Here is a 21,999-nt window from a genome sequence, read left to right as displayed (position 1 = left end):
CTCCACGGGGTGGTCGGCGTACGGCCTGGAGAGCGAGTACATAATGCAGCGCATTCTCATTGTAGAAGATGAAATAAAAACAGGCAGTTACCTTCGTCAGGGACTGGAAGAAGTCGGGTATCATGTGGAGCTTTTTCACAATGGCCGTGAAGGTCTGAATGCTATACTGAAGGGTCACTATGAGCTGATTATTCTGGACATTATGCTGCCGAGCCTAAATGGCTGGCAAATCATCGAGGAGATGCGTAAATCCGGCCATGAAGAGCCTGTTTTGTTTCTCACTGCGAAAGATAATGTCCAGGATAAAGTGAAGGGCCTGGAGCTAGGCGCGGATGATTATCTGATCAAACCCTTTGATTTTGCCGAACTGGTCGCCCGAGTACGAACACTTCTGCGCAGATCTCGTGCCCTTGGTCCGACTGTCTGCAGTCTGGCTGACTTGACTGTGGATATGGTACGCCGGACAGTCATACGTTCTGGAAAACGGATTCATCTGACATCAAAAGAATATATCCTGCTTGAATTATTATTACAACGAACCGGAGAAGTGCTGCCTCGTAGCCTGATATCGTCGCTGGTATGGAACATGAATTTCGACAGTGATACAAATGTTATTGATGTCGCAGTGCGTCGCTTGCGAAGCAAAATTGATGATGATTTTGAACCTAAACTAATACATACCGTACGTGGTACAGGTTATGTTCTGGAGATAAAAGAAGAGTGAAAAAAAAGTTCTCCCTAACAACACGACTTAGTCTTGTTTTTTCCATTTTCATGCTTTCGGTATGGTGGCTATCAAGTTTCTTGTTAATTACTGCACTTAACAGTTACTTTGATAATCAGGATAAAGAATTTATTCTCGGTAAATTACAGCTTACTGAAGAATTCCTGAAAACCGAGACAACCAGCACCACTGAAAATATAAACTCTCTTTATGGTAAAATTAATGACGCCATGATTGGCCATGCTGGATTGTTTATTTCCATAAAGAATTCGGATAATGAAAAAGTGGTTAACGTCTATTCTAAGAATACCTCAATCCCGGAAAATCTGTTAAATAATTCTGGGCGCATTCTAAATAAAATGCTGCAAAATAGAGAGAACGGGACGATATACCGGAGTATTTCTCAGCGTGTTAGCCTACCCCAACCTACCGGACAGGATAAGTATTTCATCATTACCGTGGCCACGGATACCGGTTTTCACTCCCAGTTTATGGATAAGCTGGGAAACTGGTTGTTCTGGTTTAATCTTGGGTTGCTATTTATTTCAGTTTTCCTTGGCTGGCTCACTACACGGCTGGGTCTAAAACCGCTAAGGGAAATGACACGTCTGGCGTCAGGGATCACAATTAATAATCTTGACCAGCGTCTGGATCCAAATTCAGCACCCTCTGAAATAGCCGGAACAATGCGAGAATTTAACAACATGCTGGATAGGCTAGAAGGGTCATTCCAGCGATTGTCTGATTTTTCATCGGACATTGCTCACGAGCTGCGTACACCTGTCAGTAATCTGATGATGCAGACACAGTTTGCGCTCGCTAAAGAGAGGGATGCAGGACATTATCGCGAGATCCTTTTTGCTAACCTTGATGAACTCAAACGCTTATCCCGCATGAGCAGTGACATGCTTTTTCTGGCCAGGTCAGAGCATGGTCTTCTGCAACTGGATAAAAAGGATGTTGATCTTACCAGGGAACTGAAAGACCTCATTGAGTTGTTCGAGCCACTGGCGACGGAAACTGAGAAAAGAATAACCCTGAGTGGCTCAGCAACAGCTCAAGCAGATCCTGACATGCTCCGCCGGGCGTTCAGCAATCTGTTGTCGAATGCGATTAAATATTCTCCTGACAAGTCAAATATTACAGTCAAGATTGATGCTGACGAAGAACATACGATCATCAGTTTCATTAATACTGCCACAGGCATTTCCGTTGCGAATATTGACCGGTTGTTTGATCGCTTTTACAGAGCAGACTCATCAAGGGTCCACAACACGGAAGGTACAGGTCTTGGGCTGTCGATAACACGTTCCATAATCAATACGCATGGCGGAGATTTATCTGTGGAGCAGCAGGGAGGAGAAATATTGTTCAGGGTCTGTCTATTTCAACAAAGTAGACTGAAGAAACAATAAAAACCCCAGAAAAAAGGGGATGAGATGTGCCCTTGATGAGTGACAAAATTGTCATCATCCCGTCACGGGTTAAACAGAACCCAGTGTTTATACTCAACAGCAAATCAGGATAACAGCGGAATATGATGTTTCGCTTCAGGCCTGAACTGAGAAAGAAACTGAGGGTAGCGCGCCATAAATCAGCATTGGATGAATGGAATGCGAACCACCTATTGCTGAATACTGGAGAGTATAAACCATGAAGAAAATTATTATTGCTGCTGCTGTTGCCTTGACCTTTGTTTCCTCAGCCTGGGCCGCAGAAACCGTGAATGCACATGACCAGGTCAAGAATGCCCAAGCGATGGCACACCAAAATATGTCAACCACACAGGGCTCTGCTGTGCAGGGAACGGGGGCGAAAATGGCGGATATGGATGAACATGGTAAAGCCGCCATGTCGCATGAAACCATGAAAAACAGCAGTGCACCTGCACATCAGGATATGGCAGAAATGCACAAGAAAATGATGGACGATAAGGCACCAAATGACACGGCTAAATCAAAATCATTCGCAGAGATGGATGAGCATGAAAAAGCGGCCATTGTCCATGAAAAAGCCAACAATGGGCAATCATCCGTGATTCATCAGCAGCAAGCCGAAAGACATCGTAGCCAAGTCAAGACTAACTGATCCTGAGCTCGAACTCTTAGTATGTGTGTTGTGTCCCCCTGTTAATGCCGCTTTATGATGGCATTTGCCCCGACTGTAGGGGCTTTTTTTTGACTTTGCCCCTGCCAGTGGGGCTTTTTTTTAACCCGTTGCTCCGTTTCCCAGATTTACTGTGACGAAAACGTAAGTGAATGAGATATCGCTTTAATAGCTTTCAGACCAGAACCAAACCGAACGATTGCATCCCTGTTTTTTTCAAGCCCACTATAAGGCAGGTAGGAAATGTTTAAATCTGTGATCCTACTGAAAGCGGGTCGCTGTAGTTGATTACGTACATCTTTTTCGCGTGCATCGGGAGCAACCAAAAATAAAGCCGTTGAGGCAGAAAAATCATTTCCGTTAAGCGCCAGATCCAGCATACGGACAATACCTGAATAAATTGACGTTGAATGCTCCACTTCAAATGCTGCAATAACCTTACCGCCTTCAGGAGCAAACCAGAGCACATCAATTAACTTTGTCGCTTCCGCTCCCTTCGCGGTTGTAATGGATTCAGGCAGGCACTCAAGGCACCCCTTTGCAAGAGGTATGCCCTCATGCTGACGTCCTCGGTCATTAGACGCAATCCAGACATCATACCCAAGCCCTTTACCGATATCTCGCAACCATGCCTGTATTTCGCTGTGTGTCCGTTCGTTTTCGCCCTCCTGGCGCATCGCCTTGCTCAGTTCTTTTGCACTAATAGCTTCCTTCAGATATATGTTCCAATCTTCAACAGCGGAACTCGAATCTTCCAGAGGAGGGGCCGGGTAACGACCCGAACCAACATCAAAAAGAAGCCCAGCAATAGCACCAAGATCGTTAGAAAGTAAATCACGATATCGGGCATTAAGTGCAAGAACCCCCTCTCTCATTGCAAGAAAGTGCTCCCAACTTCCCAGCTTGACTTTCGCACCAGTAAGAGCATTAAATCCCTTGACTATCGCTGTGTTAAAAGGTGGTACATGGGTAGGGTGCAAGAAGTAAAGGAGGTTTGCAACTGCAGGACCAAGCCCCTTTATCTTCACATTATCAAGGGTATGTATATGGCGGATAATCTCATCAGCCTGACCGGAACAAGAGCAGGCATGAAGCAGACGACCAAAGGCTTTCTGATGATGCGGATTTTCATAGATATCAGGAATACGAAGTTTGGGTTTCCAAAGAAACGCATGATCCGCCCCTTTGAATATTTGTTTTTGTTCAGCAACCGAATGCACAATAGTCTCGAGAGATGAACCACGGTATGTCACCCCAAATGTTCCCTGTTCTATCTCATCCACAACAATGCTGATACCGTTCCGGATCGACCTAAAATTCTTCAAGCGCTTATCCCATAAGAACCATGTCTGATAGGTGGCTTGAGGATCATGCCGCCATTGTTCAATTAAATGACGAATATGTTTCTGGTGATTCATCTCCATTGAAGAACCTTTTGCAAAAAAGCATGATAACTATTTATGATTTCTACCTTTTTTAAGATGGTAGAACTAACAGCGTGAGGACTGAGCGTGATATCCCACCAGCATGGTTGGCATAGTTTAAGCTAGTCAGGGTGATAACGGCTACAATCAAATTGGCTATCAATTGCGGAACATTTTTGAAATTTTTTCCACATCTGGCCATCATCATGAATCGGGGGGAGTGAGTCTCTTTGCTAAGGTTGTTTCTCTGGCTAGAATTGAAGTACAGGGATAGCCGTTCCCAAAACTCGTCACTGTTAGCTGATTTTGTCCCGATATTTTGACGACGCCAAAAGTTATGTGCTACACGTGGATGATACTGTGAGTGTTTCAGCCAAATGTAGCAAGACGAGACTCATGGCGTTACGTCTATGGACAGCGCCATGTAAAAGATTATGCGCTGACTGTGAATGACATCATCATTCCAGTGTCTTCATGTTCTAACAGATGGCAATGAGCCATAAAAGCTTTCTCAGGCGGAGCCAGATGATTAAATTGTACTAACACCTCACTGACGGCTCCCTCAACATGAACGGTATCTTTCCAGCCACTGCGATGCGCCGCCGGGGGTTTCCCATTCTCTGAGAGGATCCTGAATTGAGTACCATGGATATGGAATGGATGCAGCATCATGTCCCCTACACCCGAAATCGTCCATTTTTCGTACTGACCTTTTTTTGCATCAAACATCGGTTTCTTCATGTTGAATGGTAGCCCATTAATAAAGTTGGCATTGAACAAATCAATTTTTCCACCTGTCGTCGCACCACCATGATCCATACCTTTCATCATATCGCCATACATTGTCATTGCAGGATCCATTTTCATTTTCCCATGATCTTCCATACTCATGCCTGCCATGGCTTTCTCACCAAATCGATCCATCAACGCTTGCATACCCTGGATGTCAACTTGAGGATCCATAGATAACAGTAATGAGCGCTGGGTCATGCCTTCAGTTGAAGGTATAGCAGGAAGTGTCACCAAACTTTCTGGAAGATTTTTCTCCCCTACTTTTAACGAAGTTTCTATATGCAAAACCGGTAAAACGTCATCAAACGGCGCTAATGTCATCCCTATTTGTTGCACGGGTAATGCCACAATATCAAAAGGTTTTCCATCCGACGTATCAACCAATACTTCGAATCTTTCCCCCATTAAAATAGGTAACTCTGTGATTTTTACCGGCTCTGAAAGATAGCCCCCGTCGCTGGCTATCACATACATGGCTCGTTTATCACTGGTAGCTAATCTTAAAGAGCGTGCATTACAACCATTCAAAAAGCGTAGGCGTAACCATCCGCGAGGAGAAACATGCTGGGGATACACCGCGCCATTTGTCAGCATCAGATCGCCAAACCAGCCAATAGCAGCGGTCATCACATCCATTTTGTAATCAACCTGCCCCTCACTGTTAAGCCTTTTATCTTGTAAAATGACTGGAATATCATCTACTCCCCAATTTTTGGGTAGGGTTAAATAACTACTTTCCTTGTCTTCAACAAGGATAAGTCCGCCTAATCCCATGGCAACATGGTACCCACTGACATGATGAGGATGTGGATGGAACCAACAGGTTGCTGCTTGTTGATCAACCTTGAATTGTGTTTTCCTGCTCTTGCCGGGTTCAATGATCGCTTGTGGTCCGCCATCAGCACTTCCAGGAACCTCCAAACCATGCAGATGAACTGTCGTCGCTTCTGTTAATTGGTTATTAATTAATAAAGTAACATCATTGTCTTTTTTTAAACGTAAAGCTGGCCCCAGTAGCGCACCGTTATAACCCCATGTTGTAGTAGGGGGTGTCCCTCGGAAAAGGGTTTTCCCTGATTGAATGGTTAATGCGATCAGGCCTTGAGCATCAGGTTCTAACAAAGGGGGGATTGGTAGAGCGGGATAGCTCGCTGCAAAAACACGAGAACTCCACAAAGGTAACGTAGTGGCAACACCCAATGCTGCACTTAACTTAATAAAATCGCGACGTTGCATATTCAACTCCTGAGTTTCAGGGCTAATTACATGGCTTTTGATATCTTTCAGAAAACATCGATTTTAATGAAATGACTTAGCATTTACGACGAATAAACCGATAAACGGCTGGGGTGATATCAACAAAGATATCTTTGTGCCATCTGGTACCACCTGTTAGTGATGCAGCTACCCACTGCATCACCTTTTAGTAGTATCGTTTTAATGTGATGGGGGCTTACCTGTGCCGACCTACAGCCATCACTTCGCGTTCATTCAGGTTATGGTATGTATTTCTCAAATGCAAATGATAAACATTATGATTTAGAGCAGGGATTTCGGACATTACCATGAGGATTTCTGATGCCTCAGCCAAACCCCACCCTTTCATTTTTCTATAATTAATCAACGACCTCTCTTGCACCGATGATCTAAAACCACTTTATTGTTTTTGGTGGTTTTTTAGCCATTCTTGCATCTGGTCAATTTCTGGTTGCTGGGCTTTTATGATTTCTTCTGCCAGCTTTCTCATTTCGGGATCTTTGCCGAATTTAAGCTGCGTTTCCGACATCTTAATGGCACCTTGATGATGAGCTATCATCCCTTTAGCAAAGGCTACATCTGGATCCGATGACATTACTCCCGCCATCATGTCATCATGCATAGTCTTCATTCCAGCCATCAACTCTTGAGATGCTGGAGACAGTGATCCATGCCCCCCCATTTGCATGGTCTGGTTGGCGGCGAAGACTGCCACAGGTGACATTAACAACACTGTTAGGAACAACATTTTTTTATTCATTTTACTACCCTTTCAAGTGAATTCGTTCGTTTGAAAGTATAGCTGTTATTTGTAATTCAGAACGTTTATGTCGTAAGTGCATACTCGTCCTCAAAGCTCCCGCGAAAAAGCGACCTGATTGTGGACTGCGCAAGCAGCCATCTATACAAAATCCCGGAAGACCTCATAACGATAGTGGTAGAGCGAGGTTTGGTTAAATAATGCAATAAATTCCGTAACATGCGGATTGAGGGTTATCATAGGGATGTTTCCTGAAATAAAAAGGAAAACATCTCCCCAGGGAAATATTTTCCCTGGGGAGTGATAGGTTGACTTAGCAACCCTGTGTTAAAAATCAGTGCTGCGTTGGTTTGTCGCCAGCCTCATCGATACAGACGAGTTGGACTTTCCCCGGCACAATTTCCAATACGGCAACCAGGAAGTTGCTCGGCGTCAGTAAGGGACTTCGGGGAGACCAGACGTTCTGGTCAATCCTGTCCAGGTGGTACTTTTCGACCAGTTGGTTTATCGCTTCAAACACCGGCACGTTAAGCTCAACCAGCCCCTGTACAACAGCATCGTCATGCAGGTTGGTGTCGTTCAACGTCAGCCCAAAATGCTTCTCCAGCAAATACGCCGCTATCGTCTGGTATTCACGAACTTCATGGGTATCCATCGTTAATTCCTCCGATATAGGTTCAGGCTGCAGCCAGGGTCTGTTCACGTAAAATAAGGTACTCAAAGGCTTCACGGGCAAAACGGCTTGCCTGGAAGATGGCCTTTTTGTCTTCTTTCAGTGCCTTCAGCCATGAGGCAATATAGCTCTCATGCTGAACATCACCCTGGATACCTACTTCAGCGCACAAAAATGCCGAACCGATTTCCGCCACAAGCTCTTCGAACGCATACACCGGGTCCCCGAACCGGCGTGAAGAAGACGTGATGCCTTCTCGCGCCAGGCGGGAGATGTGACCGGTTGAATGCACCAGCTCATGCAACAGTGTACTGTAGTAATCTGCCGGGCGATGGAACTGCACCGCTTCTGGCATTGTGATACGGTCGGCTCTAGGGCTGTAGAACGCCTGATCCTGATGCCGGTGTACCACCGGTACGCCACTGCAGGCAACCACCTGTTCTGCCCGTTGGATACGCTCAATATCGTGTTGCTCGGGTGTTTCCTCAGCATCACCGGCCACACTCACCGGCGTCAGCAATTTCTCGGGTAAATTCTCACACTGCTCAACGTTGAACAGGTGAAAACTGGTCATGAAATTCCGCCTGGAGACCACGGCGTTACCCTTCTCATCAAAAAGAGGCTTGCCTTGATCGTCAGTCTCTTTTTTTTCGAACGGCTTAAACAGGGTCACCAGTGTGGATTTCTCGCCTTTACGCACGTTACCGCCCACATCCAGTGCCTGTTTGAACGTCAGCCAGCGATGTGAGGTAAACCCCTTCTCTGCTGCATCAATCCACAGCAACAACACATTGATACCGCTGTAGGCCCGTCCAGTAATCGCGTTGGCCGGTAACCCGCTCATGTTGACAGAACGGCCGCCGGCAACAGTACGCCACGGTTTGCGCCACGGAGACGTGCCCTTCTCCAGCGCCGCGACAATTTTATCCGTCACGACCTGGAACAGGTCCACTTTATCCTGGTGACGTGATGCTGCCTTTTTCCTGGTCTGTTTCGTTGTCATGGTAAGTCCTCGCCATAAAAAACGGGGACTTACCCCCTTGCGGGAATAAATCCCCGCAAGGGTTGTCAGTGCTAGAATCGCATTAACCGATAATAGCGTCAGTGTGGTGAAGTCCTGGAGGTAACGTCACCGCCAGATGTAAGTGGGTGTTTAACCAGTCAGTCACCTGTTGCCACTCGGTACGTCCGACCGTCGAATGAAGGGCGTAGCACGTCGGGCAGTAATGGCTGACCAGCAGCAGTACCGCCATCACCAGAAAATCGTAAGGGTGATGGAAGGTATTGCACTGACTTTGCCGCCGTTCGGAAGAACACAACCGAACCAGGCAAAGAGGATCACCTGACAGGCCTGCGCCAAAATCACCGTTAAAGGCGATAACGCCCAGACCGACCAGACTGTCGTCATACCTCAGTGGTTTTGTTCCACTGTGGTCATAGACAGTCAAAGGCTTACCCAACCAGCAAAAACCCGGCTCGTTGCGAACCCGATGATGCACTCGGGTTATTGCACGGCACAGCTCACTCCAGGCCTCATGGGGAACCGTCTTGATAGGGGTGAAGAAGTAACATCTACGCATTACCATCCCGCCAGAATTGCCCTTGACTCCTCTAGCCCCGCTTCATAGAAGTGGTCCCAGGCTCCAGGGCAAACCGTTCTGCCCAGAGCAATGACGTCTTCGAACAAAACTTTGCATGGCGGATGGGTATAACGGAGTGGCTCCAACCCACATTTTCTCGCAACAGTTTGAGCCATATGAGCAACCGCCCAGATGTTATCGGTAAAATTGTCTTCATCCGGCTGAGTGCCGATATCCAACTTCTCGTGTGCTGCAATCACCAGCAAATCACCTTCAAGGTTAGCCAGTTCACACAAGTCATCGAGAGAAAAGGGGCTGTTGGCCTGGTTTGTCGTCATCATGGTAAGTTCCTTTATAATTAGAAAAGGGACTTACCCCCGATAGGGAGGTCAGCCCCTATGGGTGAGTAAAATCAAAACATCGGTTTAGCTGCCCTGGGTTCGAACAACCTCTAATGCAGCCTCCAGCGTTAACCAGCAGATCCCCGTGTTGGCATCAAAGTCATGAACAGCCTGTTCAAGGGCTGCTATGGCTTCGCCAGGGGTCGCCGTCTCGTCTTGAGACTGAACATCTTCGGCGTACCACAGATCCAGCAGGATCATTTCGTCCTGATCCGCACGCCGTTGAAGTTTTTGAATGGCTTCAGCCACCGTTAAGATAGCGGCCATCAGTCAATCGCTCCGCCAATAGCAGCCCATTCAGAATGCCGCACCGCAAAATCACGCAGTCGATGGTAGCTCTCGATCAAAAAATCATGACCCGATTCCGCCAGGACGCACAGGGCATACAATGACACCGTCATTCCCAACGCCTGGGCACTCATCTCACCCCGGTAATAGTTTGAGTGAACCTCAACGCGATAGGTTTTTTCTGTCTGCGGACAGACAAAGAATCCGCCATCGGATTGGGTGTACCAGTGCCAGAAATCACTGCCATAGTCCTCGCCATAGTCCTGACTGAACTTACGGGCATAGGCGTAGGACATCTGAGTAAAGCTGACCACATGGAGCGTGGCACTGTCCTGGGAAAAACCCTGTTGGACGAGTGCCGATACCAGGTTGTAGAACCCGGTCATCCAGTCCGTGTTCTCCGCCGTTACGGCGGGTGTTTTTGTCATCTGTATCATTCCAGGCCTTCTCCAAAAAAAGAGCGGAACCTGCCCTTTGGGGGACACGTCTCGCAAAGGATTGAGTAACAATAAGGTTATGCGACGTTCACCACAGACTTGGGTAGCAGCATCTCGCCGTGTTCGTTCAACATCGCTATACGTTCACGCAATAAACGACTGGCATGGCTAAAACATCGCCGGTCACGCTCACTCGCTCGCTTACAGCTCAGATTTTCCAGTTCTGCAAGATGACGTTGCGCACTACCCCGCCATGAACGCCGCTCATCATTCCCAACGCAGGCGCAGAAATGGGCATTCGCCAGGGTAAACATACGGTCTGTTGCATTGCGGTATTCCGCGACAAGAACAAAGGTTGTCATAAGTCACTCCGTATCAAATATGACAGGGAGTCATCCCTTTACGGGGATCGGCTCCCGTAAAGGTGAGAATGAAAATCTCTACCAGGGGAAAAGCATCCCGGCAGAGACAAGAGCCATTAGCTCGCTGAAGTAATTATCAGTTTGTAATCGTCATATTTCACCAGGAAGCTCTCTGTCAGCTCGACAGACTCCTCCCCCAGACGAACAAACAGGGTTAACGAAAATGTCACTTCCGTATCGGAAGGAACTGGCCGATTACTCCAGGCATCCTGCGCTGCTTTTATCAGCGCAAGTTGCCGACGTTCCCACTCAGCGATGCTGAAGCGGTCTACGGCGCGATCCCAGGCCGATAACGTGATAGATACCGGTAAAAAAGCCAGTTCTTTGTCTTTGTGTGAGTCCATAGATGTTTCCTTACGCAAAAAAATAAGGGAACACCTATCCCCAGAAGGGAAGCGTGTTCCCTTGAGGGTGAGTCAATCAGATAGGATGCCAATCAAGGCATGTTGGATAAGTGCACCTTCATCGCAGTGAACTGCGATCCCCGCTTTCAAAGGTTCAGGGGGGTTACCGCTCTAAAGCGCGTCCTCTCAGGTTATGGTCGCTTTGGCTTGCGATTGCCCGAAGGCGTCCTTCTCAAATCACCAGGACATTGGCTGTTGTCAGAGACAACGGGTTAGCATGTAAAATCGTACACAATTCAAACGCATTCGACAAGTCCATTCCTGCAAGAAATACAACTATCCTAGGGGCACCCGACAGCAATTATCACTGCCGATCAAAATTCATCATCACCCACTCTATTATAAACCCTGGCAACATAATGCCCGCGCCCGTCCCCATGCCCTAAATCCATTGAGACCATTGCTTCCGCCTCTTTTCGGCTCAATCCTTTATTCATATGATATTCCGTCGCTTCTCTAGAATAGGCATAGCGCAGACTGTGCGGAGATTCTCTCCCCGTTAACCCGGCCTCTTTGAGCGTATTTCTATATCTATCAATAGCAGAGTGCAAATTAGGCTTATCTATTAATTTCCCATTATGTTTATCAACATATTTTATCGCCTCATTGACTGCGCGAATAACCGTATCGCGATCCACTACCGTGGTATCCCTCGGGCGTCCACCTTTGGTTCCGAATACAATCCGTATACGCTCATCACCTTTATTTAATGCCTGCCGCCAAGTCTTCAATGACTTGGCGGATTGAACTGTCTCTTCCGTTCTCAATCCTAAATAACGGGCTAATTGCATTGCAGCGGCAACACCTTCGTCTTTATCACGGACCTGGGCGAGCGCTGCGTGATAGCGCTCGTCTGAAATAGCGACTTTTGAACCGTCACGACTGGCCCCAGATAAGCCGAGAGCTGAATTACTTAATCGTTCATGATTTGGATCGGCGAGTTTCGTCCTGCCAGCAGTAGAAAACATCGCCCGAATAGCCGCCATTTCATTTTGCATCGTCCGTTTTGATATATTTTCAGACTGACGATTTTTTATGTATAGCTCAACATGATTGGTTTTTATGTTACTGATATCGCGGATCTGGATATTTAATTTCAACATACTTTCGGCGAAACGAGACGCTATTCTGACGCGATCTGAAACAGTTTTAAAACTTCCGCCCGATTTTCGCGCCAATGTGATCAATTGCTTACTTAACTGCTTATTGGCTCTCGACATCCCCCACTCCTTTCGTCCTGAAAAACGCACGACATTACCGCCTTCGTCCTGAAGGATGAAGGACGAAGGACGTACCGAACTGCATTTTTGATGTACGCCAAAAACGTCTGAACAACGTTCAGCACGACGGTGATACATCCTGGCCCCGACGACACGGTTTGATTTGCGCTTCCTGCGGCTCGACTGATAACTGTGCATCGGGGTGGCAAAATGTTGAGTTCTTGTGAGGTATCCACAGCTCGCTGAGCTGCTTGCGGCTTGCGCCGGTACCTGACTATTGCCAGGTCACCTCCATCCATCAGCTTTCACTGATGTTGCCATCGTTACCGAGTCGATTGTTCTCCTTTATTTCATAGATAAGCGTCTTCATGGGGTTACCCCGTTTTTACGACGCGATGGTTTAAAAAATGGCCTTTTACTGCGCTGGACGTTCTGTAGCCCCTTGTTCGGCCAGCGTACTACGTGTCGGTCAGAGCGTAGAAAACGTTGGTAAAGCCCGTATTACGTGGGTTCGTCCGTTATGCGCTTTGCGCGTCACTTGGTATATGCTTCGCAATTACACAAGTGACGCGCTGCGCAACTCCCGCGCCAAATGCCTCTTCTGCAGATGCCAAATGTTCCAATTGGCATAGCAGAACGCCGCAAATGTTGCCGGATTGCTGGACGTCGGTCCAAAAAGATAAGGGCATAGACGTGATGTTTCTCCTGGTCATGGAGAAACTAAACCCGCCGGGAAGTTTCCCGCTGGGGTGTCAGTTGTCGTGATGAAACTGACGGTCTGTGAGTGGATAAGTGCACCTTCATCGCAGTGAACTGCGATCCCCGCTCTCAAAGGTTCAGGGGGGTTACCGCTCTAAAGCGCGTCCTTTCAGGTTAAGGTCGCATTGGCTGTGGTCGCTCGAAAGCGTCAGTCTCAGACCACGCTTCTCTCCGTATGACTTTGGCTGTGTGATCACCCTAGGGCGCTTCTCTCAGATCACCTGCGCACTCCTTGCGCTGAAAGCATTGGCTGTTGTCATCGACAACGATAGAACGGGGGGATCATAAAGGAGAGTTCAGAGATCTTCAACAGAAACAAGGGGGGATATATGCAGCAGAAGCGTTGGAGTTTTGCACATACCCACCGCCAGAGTCTGTTCGCTTGCCCCGCTCACAGACCGCTCCCGTTTGCCGGTGTGCTGGGTGGCCCCCGGCTTCACTGGCTTTTCTGACCGTGGATATGTGCATAACTCACTTTATTTTTTCAACATTGACAGGTTCACAATCGCTTTTTTCTCCGCCAGTTTAGCTACCGGTTTAATATAACCCTCAATGCCTGAAGACACTGGAGGAATAACATCAACACCGGTTGATTTTGATTGGTAACACGTCACCTGCTCTATCAGTTTAATCACATTATCGGCTGTTAGCGCCCCATTAAAAAAACCACTAATCAAGTTAACCAAACGAGGATCAACAGAGGATAATGCAGCTCCGCAAATAATGGCTTGCCGGTAAAAATCACCCCGAACTTGCGTCGGTAAACTTTCAACATAGTGTTGCGCAAATTTATCTTGCAGGTATATTGATGGATGTAAATACGCAACAATCTTCTTTCGTTTATCATCCATAATTACGCCCTGACCATCGCCTTCACCAAGGCAAATTGTGGCTCTTCTACTTTACTCACTTTATGACGAGGGAAATATTCCTTGATATAGGAATAGATAATTTCCGCACCTCCTCCTGTCAGATATATACGATGCATGCCGCTGAAGGATTCAATTTCATTTCTCACACCATCAGCCAAGGAAGCAGATTCCATTTGGGGTCGTCTCAGAAAACGGAAAATAAAGCACGTTAAGCCGGTGGCAGTGGTCGCAACGGTCTGAACTTGCCTGCGCCGACCTTGGTGCTGCTGCGCCAGAGATAATCGCCGGTCAGATTGATGTGTTCCCACCCCAGCGGTGACAGGTATTGAAACAGCGTCTCGTCTACCGGTTTGCCGTGCCCGTTCAAAGCATTGGTTGCCCGTTCCAGATAGGCCGTGTTCCACAACACGATGGCCGCCGTCACCAGATTGAGGCCGCTGGCTCGGTAGCGTTGTTGCTCAAAGCTGCGGTCGCGGATTTCACCCAATCGGTAGAAAAAGACAGCCCTGGCCAACGCGTTGCGCGCTTCGCCCTTATTCAGTCCGGCATTAACGCGGCGACGCAGCTCCACGCTTTGCAGCCAATCCAGTATGAACAGCGTGCGCTCAATGCGCCCCAGCTCGCGCAGTGCAACGGCCAGTCCGTTCTGACGCGGATAGCTGCCGAGCTTGCGCAACATCAGCGAGGCCGTCACCGTACCCTGCTTGATCGAGGTCGCGAGCCGCAAGATTTCATCCCAATGGGCGCGTATCTGCTTGATGTTCAGCCGGTCGCTGCTAATCATCGGCTTGAGCGCGTCATAGGCGGTATCGCTCTTTGGGATGAATAGCTTGGTGTCGCCCAGGTCTCGGATACGTGGCGCGAATCGGAAGCCCAGTAGGTGCATCAGGCCGAAGACATGATCGGTAAAGCCCGCTGTGTCGGTGTAGTGCTCCTCGATCCGCAAGTCCGACTCGTGGTACAGCAGGCCATCGAGCACATAGGTTGAATCACGCACGCCGACGTTGACTACCTTGGTGCTGAAGGGCGCGTACTGGTCGGAGATATGGGTATAAAACGTCCGGCCTGGACTGCTTCCATACTTCGGGTTGATATGCCCGGTGCTCTCCGCTTTGCTGCCGGTTCTGAAATTTTGGCCATCCGACGATGACGTGGTGCCATCGCCCCAGTTTCCGGCAAAGGATTGCCGGAACTGCGCGTTGACCAGTTCGGCCAGCGCCGTTGAGTACGTTTCATCCCGGATGTGCCAGGCTTGCAGCCACGACAGCTTGGCGTAAGTCGTGCCTGGGCAGGACTCGGCCATCTTGGTTAGCCCGAGATTGATGCCATCAGCCAGGATCGTCGTCAGCAGCAAGGTTTTGTCCTTGGCCGTGTCGCCGGTCTTCAGATGCGTGAAATGCCGGGTGAAGCCTGTCCACTCATCAACTTCCATCAGCAGTTCGGTAATCTTGACGTGTGGCAGCAGCATCGCCGACTGGTCGATTAGGGCTTGTGCGGTCTCCGGCACCGCCGCGTCCAGCGGCGTGATCTTCAGGCCGGACTCGGTAATGATGGCATCCGGCAGATCATTGGCCGCCGCCATGCGGTTGACGGTGGCAAGCTGCTGTTCCAGCAATGCCAGTCGGTCGTGCAAATACTGATCGCAATCGGTGGCCACTGCCAGCGACAATTCGTTGGCCAGCTTCAGAGTAGCGAACTTCTCGGCCGGCACCAGGTACTCATCAAAGTCCTTGAACTGGCGCGAACCCTGCACCCAGACATCGCCTGATCGCAGCGCGTTCTTTAGCTCTGACAGGGCGCACAGCTCGTAGTAGCGCCGGTCAATGCCATCGTCCGTGAGCACCAGTTTCGCCCAGCGTGGCTTGATGAATGCGGTCGGCGCGTCGGCGGGCACCTTGCGGGCGTTGTCGCTGTTCATGCCGCGAAGCACCTCGATGGCATCGAGTACGCCCTTGGCGGCTGGTGCCGCCCGTAACTTAAGTACGTCCAGGAACTGCGGCGCGTAGCGGCGCAACGTGGCGTAGCTTTCACCGATGCGATGCAGAAAGTCGAAGCTCTCCGGCTGCGCGAGCTTTTGCGCCTCCGTGACGCTGGCGGCGAAGGTATCCCACGGCATTACGGCCTCGATGGCGGCGAACGGATCGCCGCCGCTCTGTTTGGCTTCCAGCAAGGCTTGGCCGATGCGGCCATACATCCGCACCTTGTCATTGATCGCCTTGCCGGAAGCCTGAAACTGCTGCTGATGCTTGTTCTTGGCGGCGTTGAATAGTTTGCCAATGATGCGGTCGTGCAGGTCGATGATTTCGTCGGTGACGGTGGCCATGCCTTCAATGGCCAGCGAAACCAGAGTGGCATAGCGTCGTTGCATCTCGAACTTTGCCAGATCGGCAGGCGTCATCTGCCCACCCTCACGGGCGATCTTGAGCAGGCGGTTCTGGTGAACTTGTCGCTCGATGCCTGCGGGAAGGTCAAGCGCCTGCCAAGCCTTGAGGCGCTCGATGTGTTCAAGCATATGCCGAGAGTTCGGCTTGACGGGCGACTGGCGCAGCCATGCCAGCCACGTCAATTTGCTGCCGTCCTTGCGCTTGAGAAGTTCGTCCAGGCGCTGACGGTGGAGCGATAACAAAGAATCGGTCAACGCCGCGTAAATGCGCCGGTTGGCACGGGTGATGGCCTCGGCGCTCGCGCGCTCGATGGCATTCATGGCGGGCAGGATGATGCTCTGGCGCCGCAGGTTTTCGACAAGGGCGCTGGCCAGCACAATGCCTTTATCGGTCTGCAAGGCCAGCTCGGTCAATGTATGCACGGCTTGCCGGTAGTGACTCATGGTGAAGGGCTTGAACCCGAACACCGTTTGCAGCTCGACCAAGTGCTCCCGCCGCGTCTGCTCGCGCTGGCCGTAATCGTTCCAACTTTCCACCGGCACCTTGAGTTGTGCGGCCACCATGCGCAACAGGGGCGGAAACGGAGGCTCATCGATGCCCAAGAAGATGCCAGGGAATCGCAAGTAGCAAAGCTGCACGGCGAAGCCCAATCGATTCGCAGCGCCGCGACGCTGGCGGATCACCGATAGGTCGGTTTCGTTGAACGTGTAGTGCCGTATCAGTTCGTCTTTGGCATCTGGTAGTGCCAGCAGGCTTTCGCGCTCGGTGGCGGACAGGATTGAGCGGCGCGGCATGATCAGTCTTCCCGCAGGTACTGGTACAAGGTTTCGCGACTGATGCCGAAGTCACGGGCCACCAAGGTTTTTTGATCGCCTGCCGCGACTCGCTGTTTCAACTTGGCAATTTGTTCGCTGTTCAGCGATTTCTTTCGTCCCCGGTAGGCACCGCGCTGCTTGGCCAGCACGATTCCCTCGCGCTGGCGTTCGCGGATCAGTGCGCGCTCGAACTCCGCAAAAGCCCCCATGACCGACAGCATCAAATTGGCCATCGGTGAGTCATCGCCGGTGAACGCCAGCCCTTCTTTGACAAACTCCATCCGCACGCCCCGTTGTGTCAGCCCCTGAACGATGCGGCGCAGGTCATCGAGATTGCGTGCCAACCTGTCCATGCTGTGCACCACCACGGTGTCGCCCTCGCGCACAAAGGCCAGCAGCCTTTCAAGTTCGGGACGTTGCGTGTCCTTGCCGGAAGCCTTATCGGTGAATACCTTACCGACTTCGATTTGCTCCAGTTGCCGATCAGGGTTCTGGTCGAAGCTGCTGACGCGGATATAGCCAATGCGTTGACCTTGCAAGGTGCCTCCAAAGGTAAAAGTGTCAGGATGAAATCTATTACCCTTGGCGGCTTGTGTCAATAAATACAAACTACAACTCTATTCTGACGTGCTTTGCGCCAAGCATCTGACATCAGGTTAGGGTATAGCTTAACCGGACACCTCGGCCTCTGTGCCTTTACTGCTTTTCGGTACAACCGTCAAGAACAGGCAGAGCGCTCCGATAGTTATCGCCACATCAGCGAGGTTGAAGGCGGGCCAGTGCGCAAGTCGCCAATGGAAGTCAAGGAAATCAACAACCTGTCCACGCAGCACACGATCCGCGACATTGCCCAGCGCACCGCCGAGGATCAGGCTGTATCCCATCGCTTCGAGACGGGGCAATTGCTGGCACAGCATGCGTCCCAGCCAAGCAGAAACGACCAGGCCCAGCGTGATGAAAAAGTAACGTTGCCAGCCGCCAGCGTTCGCCAGAAAGCTGAATGCCGCGCCGGGATTCAGGACATGGACGAAGTTGAAGAAGGGCGTGACTTCGACCTGTTCACCGTAGGCAAACGTGCGGGTGATGGCGAACTTTGCGAGCTGATCTGTCATGACAGCACTGGCGGCCACTGCGAACCAGACCCAAGTCGATGTGCGGCGAGCCGATTGCCACACAGGGGCGGCCAGCGGCATCAGCCACCCGGCGAGCGCCGTGCAACTCAATCCAAGTACCCACCCCGCCAGCACATCGGCAGGAAAGTGCATTCCGGCTGCGATGCGTGACCAACCGACCAATGCGGCGTACAACACCAAGCCGATGCGGCCACGACGGCCTATCAAAGGCCAGAGCGCGCCGACCACCAGCGCGGCATAGGTGGCATGCCCGCTGGGCAGGCTGTAGTGTCGTTCGATGCCCCCGATAACGCGCACCATGTCGCCAAAAACGGCAGGCGGGCGTGGAAAGTCGATCCATGGCTTCAAGATGGTGGCGACGAGAAATGCCAACGCAAAGGCCACGCTAAAGACTCTGAGTCTGTACCGGATGGCATCGGCCCGCGTTGGGTCAGGTGCCGACTTTGACCATCCCCACATCGCCAAGAGCATCAGTGGTGCAGTCCAGTAGTTGCCTATCACAAGGTTGAAGAACGATGCCAGCGGTTCCAGCGCTGCAGGTGTGCTCATGTTGATGGCTTGGAACAACGCGATGTTCAGACCACCCCAGTCGTAGAGAAAGAATTTCCAGCTCATTTGCGCAACAGCCTCAAGCCATTGCCAACGACGAGCAAGCTGGCCCCCATATCAGCAAACACCGCCATCCACATGGTCGCTTGACCCGTGAAGGTCAGCACCAGAAATACTGCCTTGATGCCAAGGGCCAGCACAATGTTTTGCATCAGCACCTGCGCCGTCGCACGCGACAGGCGCACGAAGGTCGGAATCTTGCCCAGGTTGTCGTCCATCAGGGCCACGTCAGCGGTCTCGATGGCGGTATCTGTGCCAGCCGCTCCCATGGCAAAGCCGATGTCCGCACGCGCCAAGGCCGGGGCATCGTTGATGCCATCACCGACCATGCCGACCTTGCCCTTTATGGCCAGTAGCTCAACTTCGCGCAGTTTGTCGTCTGGGAGCAGATTGCCTTGCGCACGGTCGATCCCGGCTTGTGCGGCAATGGCCTGTGCCGTGTGGGGGTTGTCGCCGGTCAGCATCATGGTGTTGATGCCCAGTGCATGAAGCTCGGCAATGGCGCTCCTGCTGCTTTCCTTGATGGTGTCCGCTACGGCAAATAAGGCATGAACCCCTTTTGCGCTGACCAACATCACGACAGTTTTACCCATGGTTTCCAGCGCCGCGATGCGCTGTTCCAGCTCGGGAGTACGCTGCCCCAGCTCTTCTAGCATCCGCTGGTTGCCAAGATGGTAGGTTTCACCGTTGATTTGGCCCTGCACACCCCGACCGGGCAGCGCGTTGAATTCGGCCACGTCGAGCAAGGCAACCCCGTCCGTCTGCGCGGCCTGTGCCACCGCCTTGGATACAGGATGGTCCGAGCGGGCCGCCAGACTGGCAGCGATGCTGCGGCTGTCCGAGGCGAGTGCATTGCCCCATGTGACAAAGTCGGTCTGTGCGGGCTTGCCGTGCGTGATCGTGCCGGTCTTGTCCAGAGCCAGCCAGCGCAGCTTGCGGCCTTCTTCCAGATAGACGCCACCTTTGATGAGAATGCCGTGGCGGGCGGCGGCGGCCAGGCCGCTGACGATGCTGACCGGTGTAGAGATCACCAGTGCGCACGGGCAGGCGACCACCAGCAGAACCAATGCACGGTAGATCCAGTCGAGCCATGCCGCACCCATGAACAGCGGCGGCAACAACGCGACGGCGATGGCAACGCCGAATACAACGGGGGTGTACCAGCGGGCGAACTGATCGACAAAACGCTGAGTCGGCGCACGACTACCTTGCGCAGCCTCTACCGCGTGAATGATCCGGGCCAAAGTGGAGTTGTTGGCCAAGGCGGTGACGCGGTACTCGAACGAGCCGGATTCGTTGATCGTGCCAGCGAACACCGAATCACCGGGGGATTTTTCGACCGGGAGGCTTTCACCCGTGATCGGGGCTTGGTTGACGGCAGAGCGGCCTTCCAGCACCTCACCATCAAGGGCGATGCGCTCACCTGGTTTGACCCGGACGCGGGCGCCGATGGTGATTTGCTTGGCGCCCACCTCGCGCCATGTGCCGTCAGCCTGCTGTACCGTGGCCTGTTCCGGGGTCAGGTCGAGCAGGCCACGGATAGCGTTACGAGCGCGATCCAGCGATTTGGCTTCGATTACCTCGGCCAGCGCGAACAGTACCATCACCATTGCCGCTTCGGGCCAGTGGCCGATCAACATGGCACCCGTGACCGCAATCGACATGAGGGCGTTCATGTTGAGATTACGGTTCTTGAGCGCAATCCACCCCTTCTTGTAGGTGGAGAGGCCACCCGTGAAGACCGCGACAAGCGCCAGAACGACAACCGACCAGTGATTGCCGTTGTGGAGCCAGTAGACCGCCTCGGCCGCCGATGCAGTGACCAAGGAGATGCCCAGCGGCCACCAGTTGGTCGGCGTGGTCACAGGGGCGGCGGATGGAGATGCGACCTCTGCCGTGTCCACGACCTGCGCCTCGAATCCAAGCGCTTGCAGTGCCACGAGCACGTCTGGCAGAACCTGGTTCGCATGGCGTACCGACAGCGTGCGCTGCATCAGGTTGAAATCGAGATCAGCAACACCGGCCACGGTGCCGAGCTTGTTGCGGATCAACGTCTCTTCGGTCGGGCAATCCATCTTGGCAATGGACAGCTTGGTCGTCTGCTCGGCCGACGCCTGATCCATGCGCACAGCTTGCATGCCGATGGCCTTCAGCGCCTGCTCGACGGGAGACAACGAAGGCAATTCGTGTCGCACGGCCAAGGTACGTTGCATCAGGTTGAATTCAAGACCCGCCACCCCCGCCAGACCGGCCAGTTTGCTTCGGATCAGCGCCTCTTCGGTCGGGCAATCCATGTTCTCGATGCGGTACACCGCTTGAGCCGATCCGGTTGCCAGCGGGGCCGGTGCCGTGGGTTGGATGATCGGCTCAGTCGTGCAGCCACACCCCTTTGAAGCGCATTCGCTCATGAGTAACTCCTGAAAATCTTCTATTCAGCCTCCATTAAAATCTCTATAGTCACTATAGAGTCAAGTGATAATTGGAGATTGATGCATGGAAATCAGAATTGGCGACCTCGCCAAGCGCTCTGGGTGCGAGGTCGTGACCATCCGCTACTACGAGAAGGAAGGGCTACTGCCGAAGCCAGCGCGAAGCGGTGGCAACTTCCGGCTGTACGGTGAGGTGCACATTGAGCGCTTGCAATTCATCCGTCATTGCCGTTCGCTCGACATGACGTTGAGCGAGATTCGCGCATTGCTGGGTCTGCGAGACAACCCGATGCAGGACTGTGGGGAGGTCAACACGCTGCTGGAGGCCCATATTCAACAGGTGGAAATGCGTGTGTCCGCGCTGTTGCAGTTAAAACGGCACTTGGTTGATTTGCGCGAGAAGTGTTCTGGCTCTCGATCTGTAGAGGCGTGCGGCATTTTGCAAGGGTTGGGCAATTGCAATTGCCATGGTGAAAGTGCCACGAACAGTCAAACATCTGGGTAAGTAAG

At 51.5% G+C, this 21,999-nt stretch carries 22 protein-coding genes; 4 read left to right on the top strand and 18 right to left on the bottom strand.

The features are described from left to right. Window positions 1–43 precede the first annotated feature (43 nt). From N6G83_RS44475 to N6G83_RS44465, 3 genes are all read left to right on the top strand, one after another. Window positions 44–724 (top strand): heavy metal response regulator transcription factor, encoded by a 681-nt coding sequence (locus N6G83_RS44475; RefSeq protein WP_050136360.1) that lies wholly within the window; start codon window positions 44–46, stop codon window positions 722–724. After that, window positions 721–2,139, top strand: a complete 1,419-nt coding sequence (locus tag N6G83_RS44470; RefSeq protein WP_050136357.1) for a heavy metal sensor histidine kinase — start codon at window positions 721–723, stop codon at window positions 2,137–2,139. Before N6G83_RS44475 ends, N6G83_RS44470 begins: the two co-directional genes overlap by 4 nt. A gap of 238 nt (window positions 2,140–2,377) precedes the next feature. Continuing rightward, on the top strand, window positions 2,378–2,812 hold the full coding sequence (locus N6G83_RS44465; protein ID WP_050136354.1) for a hypothetical protein: 435 nt from the start codon (window positions 2,378–2,380) through the stop codon (window positions 2,810–2,812). Between the two features lie 146 nt (window positions 2,813–2,958). Here the strand turns inward: N6G83_RS44465 and N6G83_RS44460 are convergent, their stop codons facing one another. From N6G83_RS44460 to N6G83_RS44375, 18 genes are all read right to left on the bottom strand, one after another. Next, complete coding sequence (locus N6G83_RS44460; protein WP_211135964.1) at window positions 2,959–4,254, bottom strand: type II restriction endonuclease; 1,296 nt, start codon at window positions 4,252–4,254, stop codon at window positions 2,959–2,961. A gap of 432 nt (window positions 4,255–4,686) precedes the next feature. After that, entirely contained in the window at window positions 4,687–6,282 is a 1,596-nt protein-coding gene (gene cueO, locus N6G83_RS44455; RefSeq protein ID WP_050136352.1) for a multicopper oxidase CueO, read from the bottom strand. A gap of 421 nt (window positions 6,283–6,703) precedes the next feature. After that, window positions 6,704–7,063, bottom strand: a complete 360-nt coding sequence (locus tag N6G83_RS44450; RefSeq protein WP_050136350.1) for a DUF305 domain-containing protein — start codon at window positions 7,061–7,063, stop codon at window positions 6,704–6,706. Window positions 7,064–7,397: 334 nt separating this feature from the next. After that, on the bottom strand, window positions 7,398–7,718 hold the full coding sequence (locus tag N6G83_RS44445; RefSeq protein ID WP_072077761.1) for a TA system toxin CbtA family protein: 321 nt from the start codon (window positions 7,716–7,718) through the stop codon (window positions 7,398–7,400). A gap of 22 nt (window positions 7,719–7,740) precedes the next feature. After that, on the bottom strand, window positions 7,741–8,739 hold the full coding sequence (locus N6G83_RS44440; RefSeq protein WP_050136348.1) for an ArdC family protein: 999 nt from the start codon (window positions 8,737–8,739) through the stop codon (window positions 7,741–7,743). An 82-nt stretch (window positions 8,740–8,821) separates the two neighbouring features. Beyond that, window positions 8,822–9,316: a hypothetical protein gene (locus tag N6G83_RS44435; RefSeq protein ID WP_050311407.1), complete on the bottom strand. Its 495-nt coding sequence runs from the start codon at window positions 9,314–9,316 to the stop codon at window positions 8,822–8,824. Continuing rightward, a complete protein-coding gene (locus N6G83_RS44430) occupies window positions 9,316–9,657 on the bottom strand; it encodes a hypothetical protein (protein WP_050136345.1) in 342 nt (113 codons plus the stop codon). The genes N6G83_RS44435 and N6G83_RS44430 overlap by 1 nt, the downstream gene beginning before the upstream one ends. Before the next feature lie 84 nt (window positions 9,658–9,741). After that, window positions 9,742–9,984: a hypothetical protein gene (locus N6G83_RS44425; protein ID WP_050136343.1), complete on the bottom strand. Its 243-nt coding sequence runs from the start codon at window positions 9,982–9,984 to the stop codon at window positions 9,742–9,744. Next, a complete protein-coding gene (locus N6G83_RS44420; protein WP_050152502.1) occupies window positions 9,984–10,433 on the bottom strand; it encodes an antirestriction protein in 450 nt (149 codons plus the stop codon). Before N6G83_RS44420 ends, N6G83_RS44425 begins: the two co-directional genes overlap by 1 nt. A gap of 86 nt (window positions 10,434–10,519) precedes the next feature. Next, window positions 10,520–10,804 (bottom strand): hypothetical protein, encoded by a 285-nt coding sequence (locus N6G83_RS44415; RefSeq protein WP_050136663.1) that lies wholly within the window; start codon window positions 10,802–10,804, stop codon window positions 10,520–10,522. 116 nt (window positions 10,805–10,920) lie between these two features. Further along, window positions 10,921–11,208, bottom strand: a complete 288-nt coding sequence (locus tag N6G83_RS44410) for a hypothetical protein (protein ID WP_050136662.1) — start codon at window positions 11,206–11,208, stop codon at window positions 10,921–10,923. 374 nt (window positions 11,209–11,582) lie between these two features. Next, window positions 11,583–12,488: an integrase domain-containing protein gene (locus tag N6G83_RS44405; RefSeq protein WP_050147528.1), complete on the bottom strand. Its 906-nt coding sequence runs from the start codon at window positions 12,486–12,488 to the stop codon at window positions 11,583–11,585. A gap of 1,235 nt (window positions 12,489–13,723) precedes the next feature. Further along, window positions 13,724–14,098 carry a plasmid partitioning/stability family protein gene (locus N6G83_RS44400; RefSeq protein ID WP_050136660.1) on the bottom strand — a complete coding sequence of 125 codons (375 nt, stop codon included), beginning with the start codon at window positions 14,096–14,098 and terminating at the stop codon, window positions 13,724–13,726. A gap of 2 nt (window positions 14,099–14,100) precedes the next feature. Beyond that, window positions 14,101–14,292, bottom strand: coding sequence for a plasmid segregation protein ParM domain-containing protein (locus tag N6G83_RS44395; RefSeq protein ID WP_050136659.1), 192 nt, complete (start codon window positions 14,290–14,292; stop codon window positions 14,101–14,103). 35 nt (window positions 14,293–14,327) lie between these two features. Then, complete coding sequence (locus N6G83_RS44390) at window positions 14,328–17,297, bottom strand: Tn3 family transposase (RefSeq protein ID WP_050110602.1); 2,970 nt, start codon at window positions 17,295–17,297, stop codon at window positions 14,328–14,330. Window positions 17,298–17,299: 2 nt separating this feature from the next. Next, complete coding sequence (locus N6G83_RS44385) at window positions 17,300–17,857, bottom strand: recombinase family protein (RefSeq protein WP_004213590.1); 558 nt, start codon at window positions 17,855–17,857, stop codon at window positions 17,300–17,302. Between the two features lie 129 nt (window positions 17,858–17,986). Beyond that, window positions 17,987–19,066, bottom strand: coding sequence for a signal peptidase II (gene lspA, locus N6G83_RS44380; protein ID WP_050136658.1), 1,080 nt, complete (start codon window positions 19,064–19,066; stop codon window positions 17,987–17,989). Then, window positions 19,063–21,468 carry a heavy metal translocating P-type ATPase gene (locus N6G83_RS44375; RefSeq protein ID WP_011638891.1) on the bottom strand — a complete coding sequence of 802 codons (2,406 nt, stop codon included), beginning with the start codon at window positions 21,466–21,468 and terminating at the stop codon, window positions 19,063–19,065. The genes lspA and N6G83_RS44375 overlap by 4 nt, the downstream gene beginning before the upstream one ends. 85 nt (window positions 21,469–21,553) lie before the next feature. On the opposite strand from N6G83_RS44375, the gene cadR reads away from it, so the two are divergent. Continuing rightward, on the top strand, window positions 21,554–21,994 hold the full coding sequence (cadR, locus tag N6G83_RS44370; RefSeq protein ID WP_050136657.1) for a Cd(II)/Pb(II)-responsive transcriptional regulator: 441 nt from the start codon (window positions 21,554–21,556) through the stop codon (window positions 21,992–21,994). Window positions 21,995–21,999: the final 5 nt, after the last annotated feature.

The organism is Serratia sp. PL7, from assembly GCF_945957435.1.
This window is presented reverse-complemented; position numbering and strand designations above follow the sequence as displayed.

Coding starts and splice junctions, on each gene's coding strand:
- N6G83_RS44445 (WP_072077761.1), bottom strand. CDS start 7,718: ATGGATACCCATGAAGTTCGTGAATACCAGACGATAGCGGCGTATTTG.
- N6G83_RS44435 (WP_050311407.1), bottom strand. CDS start 9,316: ATGCGTAGATGTTACTTCTTCACCCCTATCAAGACGGTTCCCCATGAG.
- N6G83_RS44420 (WP_050152502.1), bottom strand. CDS start 10,433: ATGACAAAAACACCCGCCGTAACGGCGGAGAACACGGACTGGATGACC.
- N6G83_RS44375 (WP_011638891.1), bottom strand. CDS start 21,468: ATGAGCGAATGCGCTTCAAAGGGGTGTGGCTGCACGACTGAGCCGATC.
- N6G83_RS44475 (WP_050136360.1), top strand. CDS start 44: ATGCAGCGCATTCTCATTGTAGAAGATGAAATAAAAACAGGCAGTTAC.
- N6G83_RS44450 (WP_050136350.1), bottom strand. CDS start 7,063: ATGAATAAAAAAATGTTGTTCCTAACAGTGTTGTTAATGTCACCTGTG.
- N6G83_RS44425 (WP_050136343.1), bottom strand. CDS start 9,984: ATGGCCGCTATCTTAACGGTGGCTGAAGCCATTCAAAAACTTCAACGG.
- N6G83_RS44400 (WP_050136660.1), bottom strand. CDS start 14,098: ATGGATGATAAACGAAAGAAGATTGTTGCGTATTTACATCCATCAATA.
- N6G83_RS44465 (WP_050136354.1), top strand. CDS start 2,378: ATGAAGAAAATTATTATTGCTGCTGCTGTTGCCTTGACCTTTGTTTCC.
- N6G83_RS44395 (WP_050136659.1), bottom strand. CDS start 14,292: ATGGAATCTGCTTCCTTGGCTGATGGTGTGAGAAATGAAATTGAATCC.
- N6G83_RS44405 (WP_050147528.1), bottom strand. CDS start 12,488: ATGTCGAGAGCCAATAAGCAGTTAAGTAAGCAATTGATCACATTGGCG.
- N6G83_RS44390 (WP_050110602.1), bottom strand. CDS start 17,297: ATGCCGCGCCGCTCAATCCTGTCCGCCACCGAGCGCGAAAGCCTGCTG.
- N6G83_RS44410 (WP_050136662.1), bottom strand. CDS start 11,208: ATGGACTCACACAAAGACAAAGAACTGGCTTTTTTACCGGTATCTATC.
- N6G83_RS44440 (WP_050136348.1), bottom strand. CDS start 8,739: ATGACAACGAAACAGACCAGGAAAAAGGCAGCATCACGTCACCAGGAT.
- N6G83_RS44460 (WP_211135964.1), bottom strand. CDS start 4,254: ATGGAGATGAATCACCAGAAACATATTCGTCATTTAATTGAACAATGG.
- N6G83_RS44415 (WP_050136663.1), bottom strand. CDS start 10,804: ATGACAACCTTTGTTCTTGTCGCGGAATACCGCAATGCAACAGACCGT.
- N6G83_RS44430 (WP_050136345.1), bottom strand. CDS start 9,657: ATGATGACGACAAACCAGGCCAACAGCCCCTTTTCTCTCGATGACTTG.
- cadR (WP_050136657.1), top strand. CDS start 21,554: ATGGAAATCAGAATTGGCGACCTCGCCAAGCGCTCTGGGTGCGAGGTC.
- lspA (WP_050136658.1), bottom strand. CDS start 19,066: ATGAGCTGGAAATTCTTTCTCTACGACTGGGGTGGTCTGAACATCGCG.
- cueO (WP_050136352.1), bottom strand. CDS start 6,282: ATGCAACGTCGCGATTTTATTAAGTTAAGTGCAGCATTGGGTGTTGCC.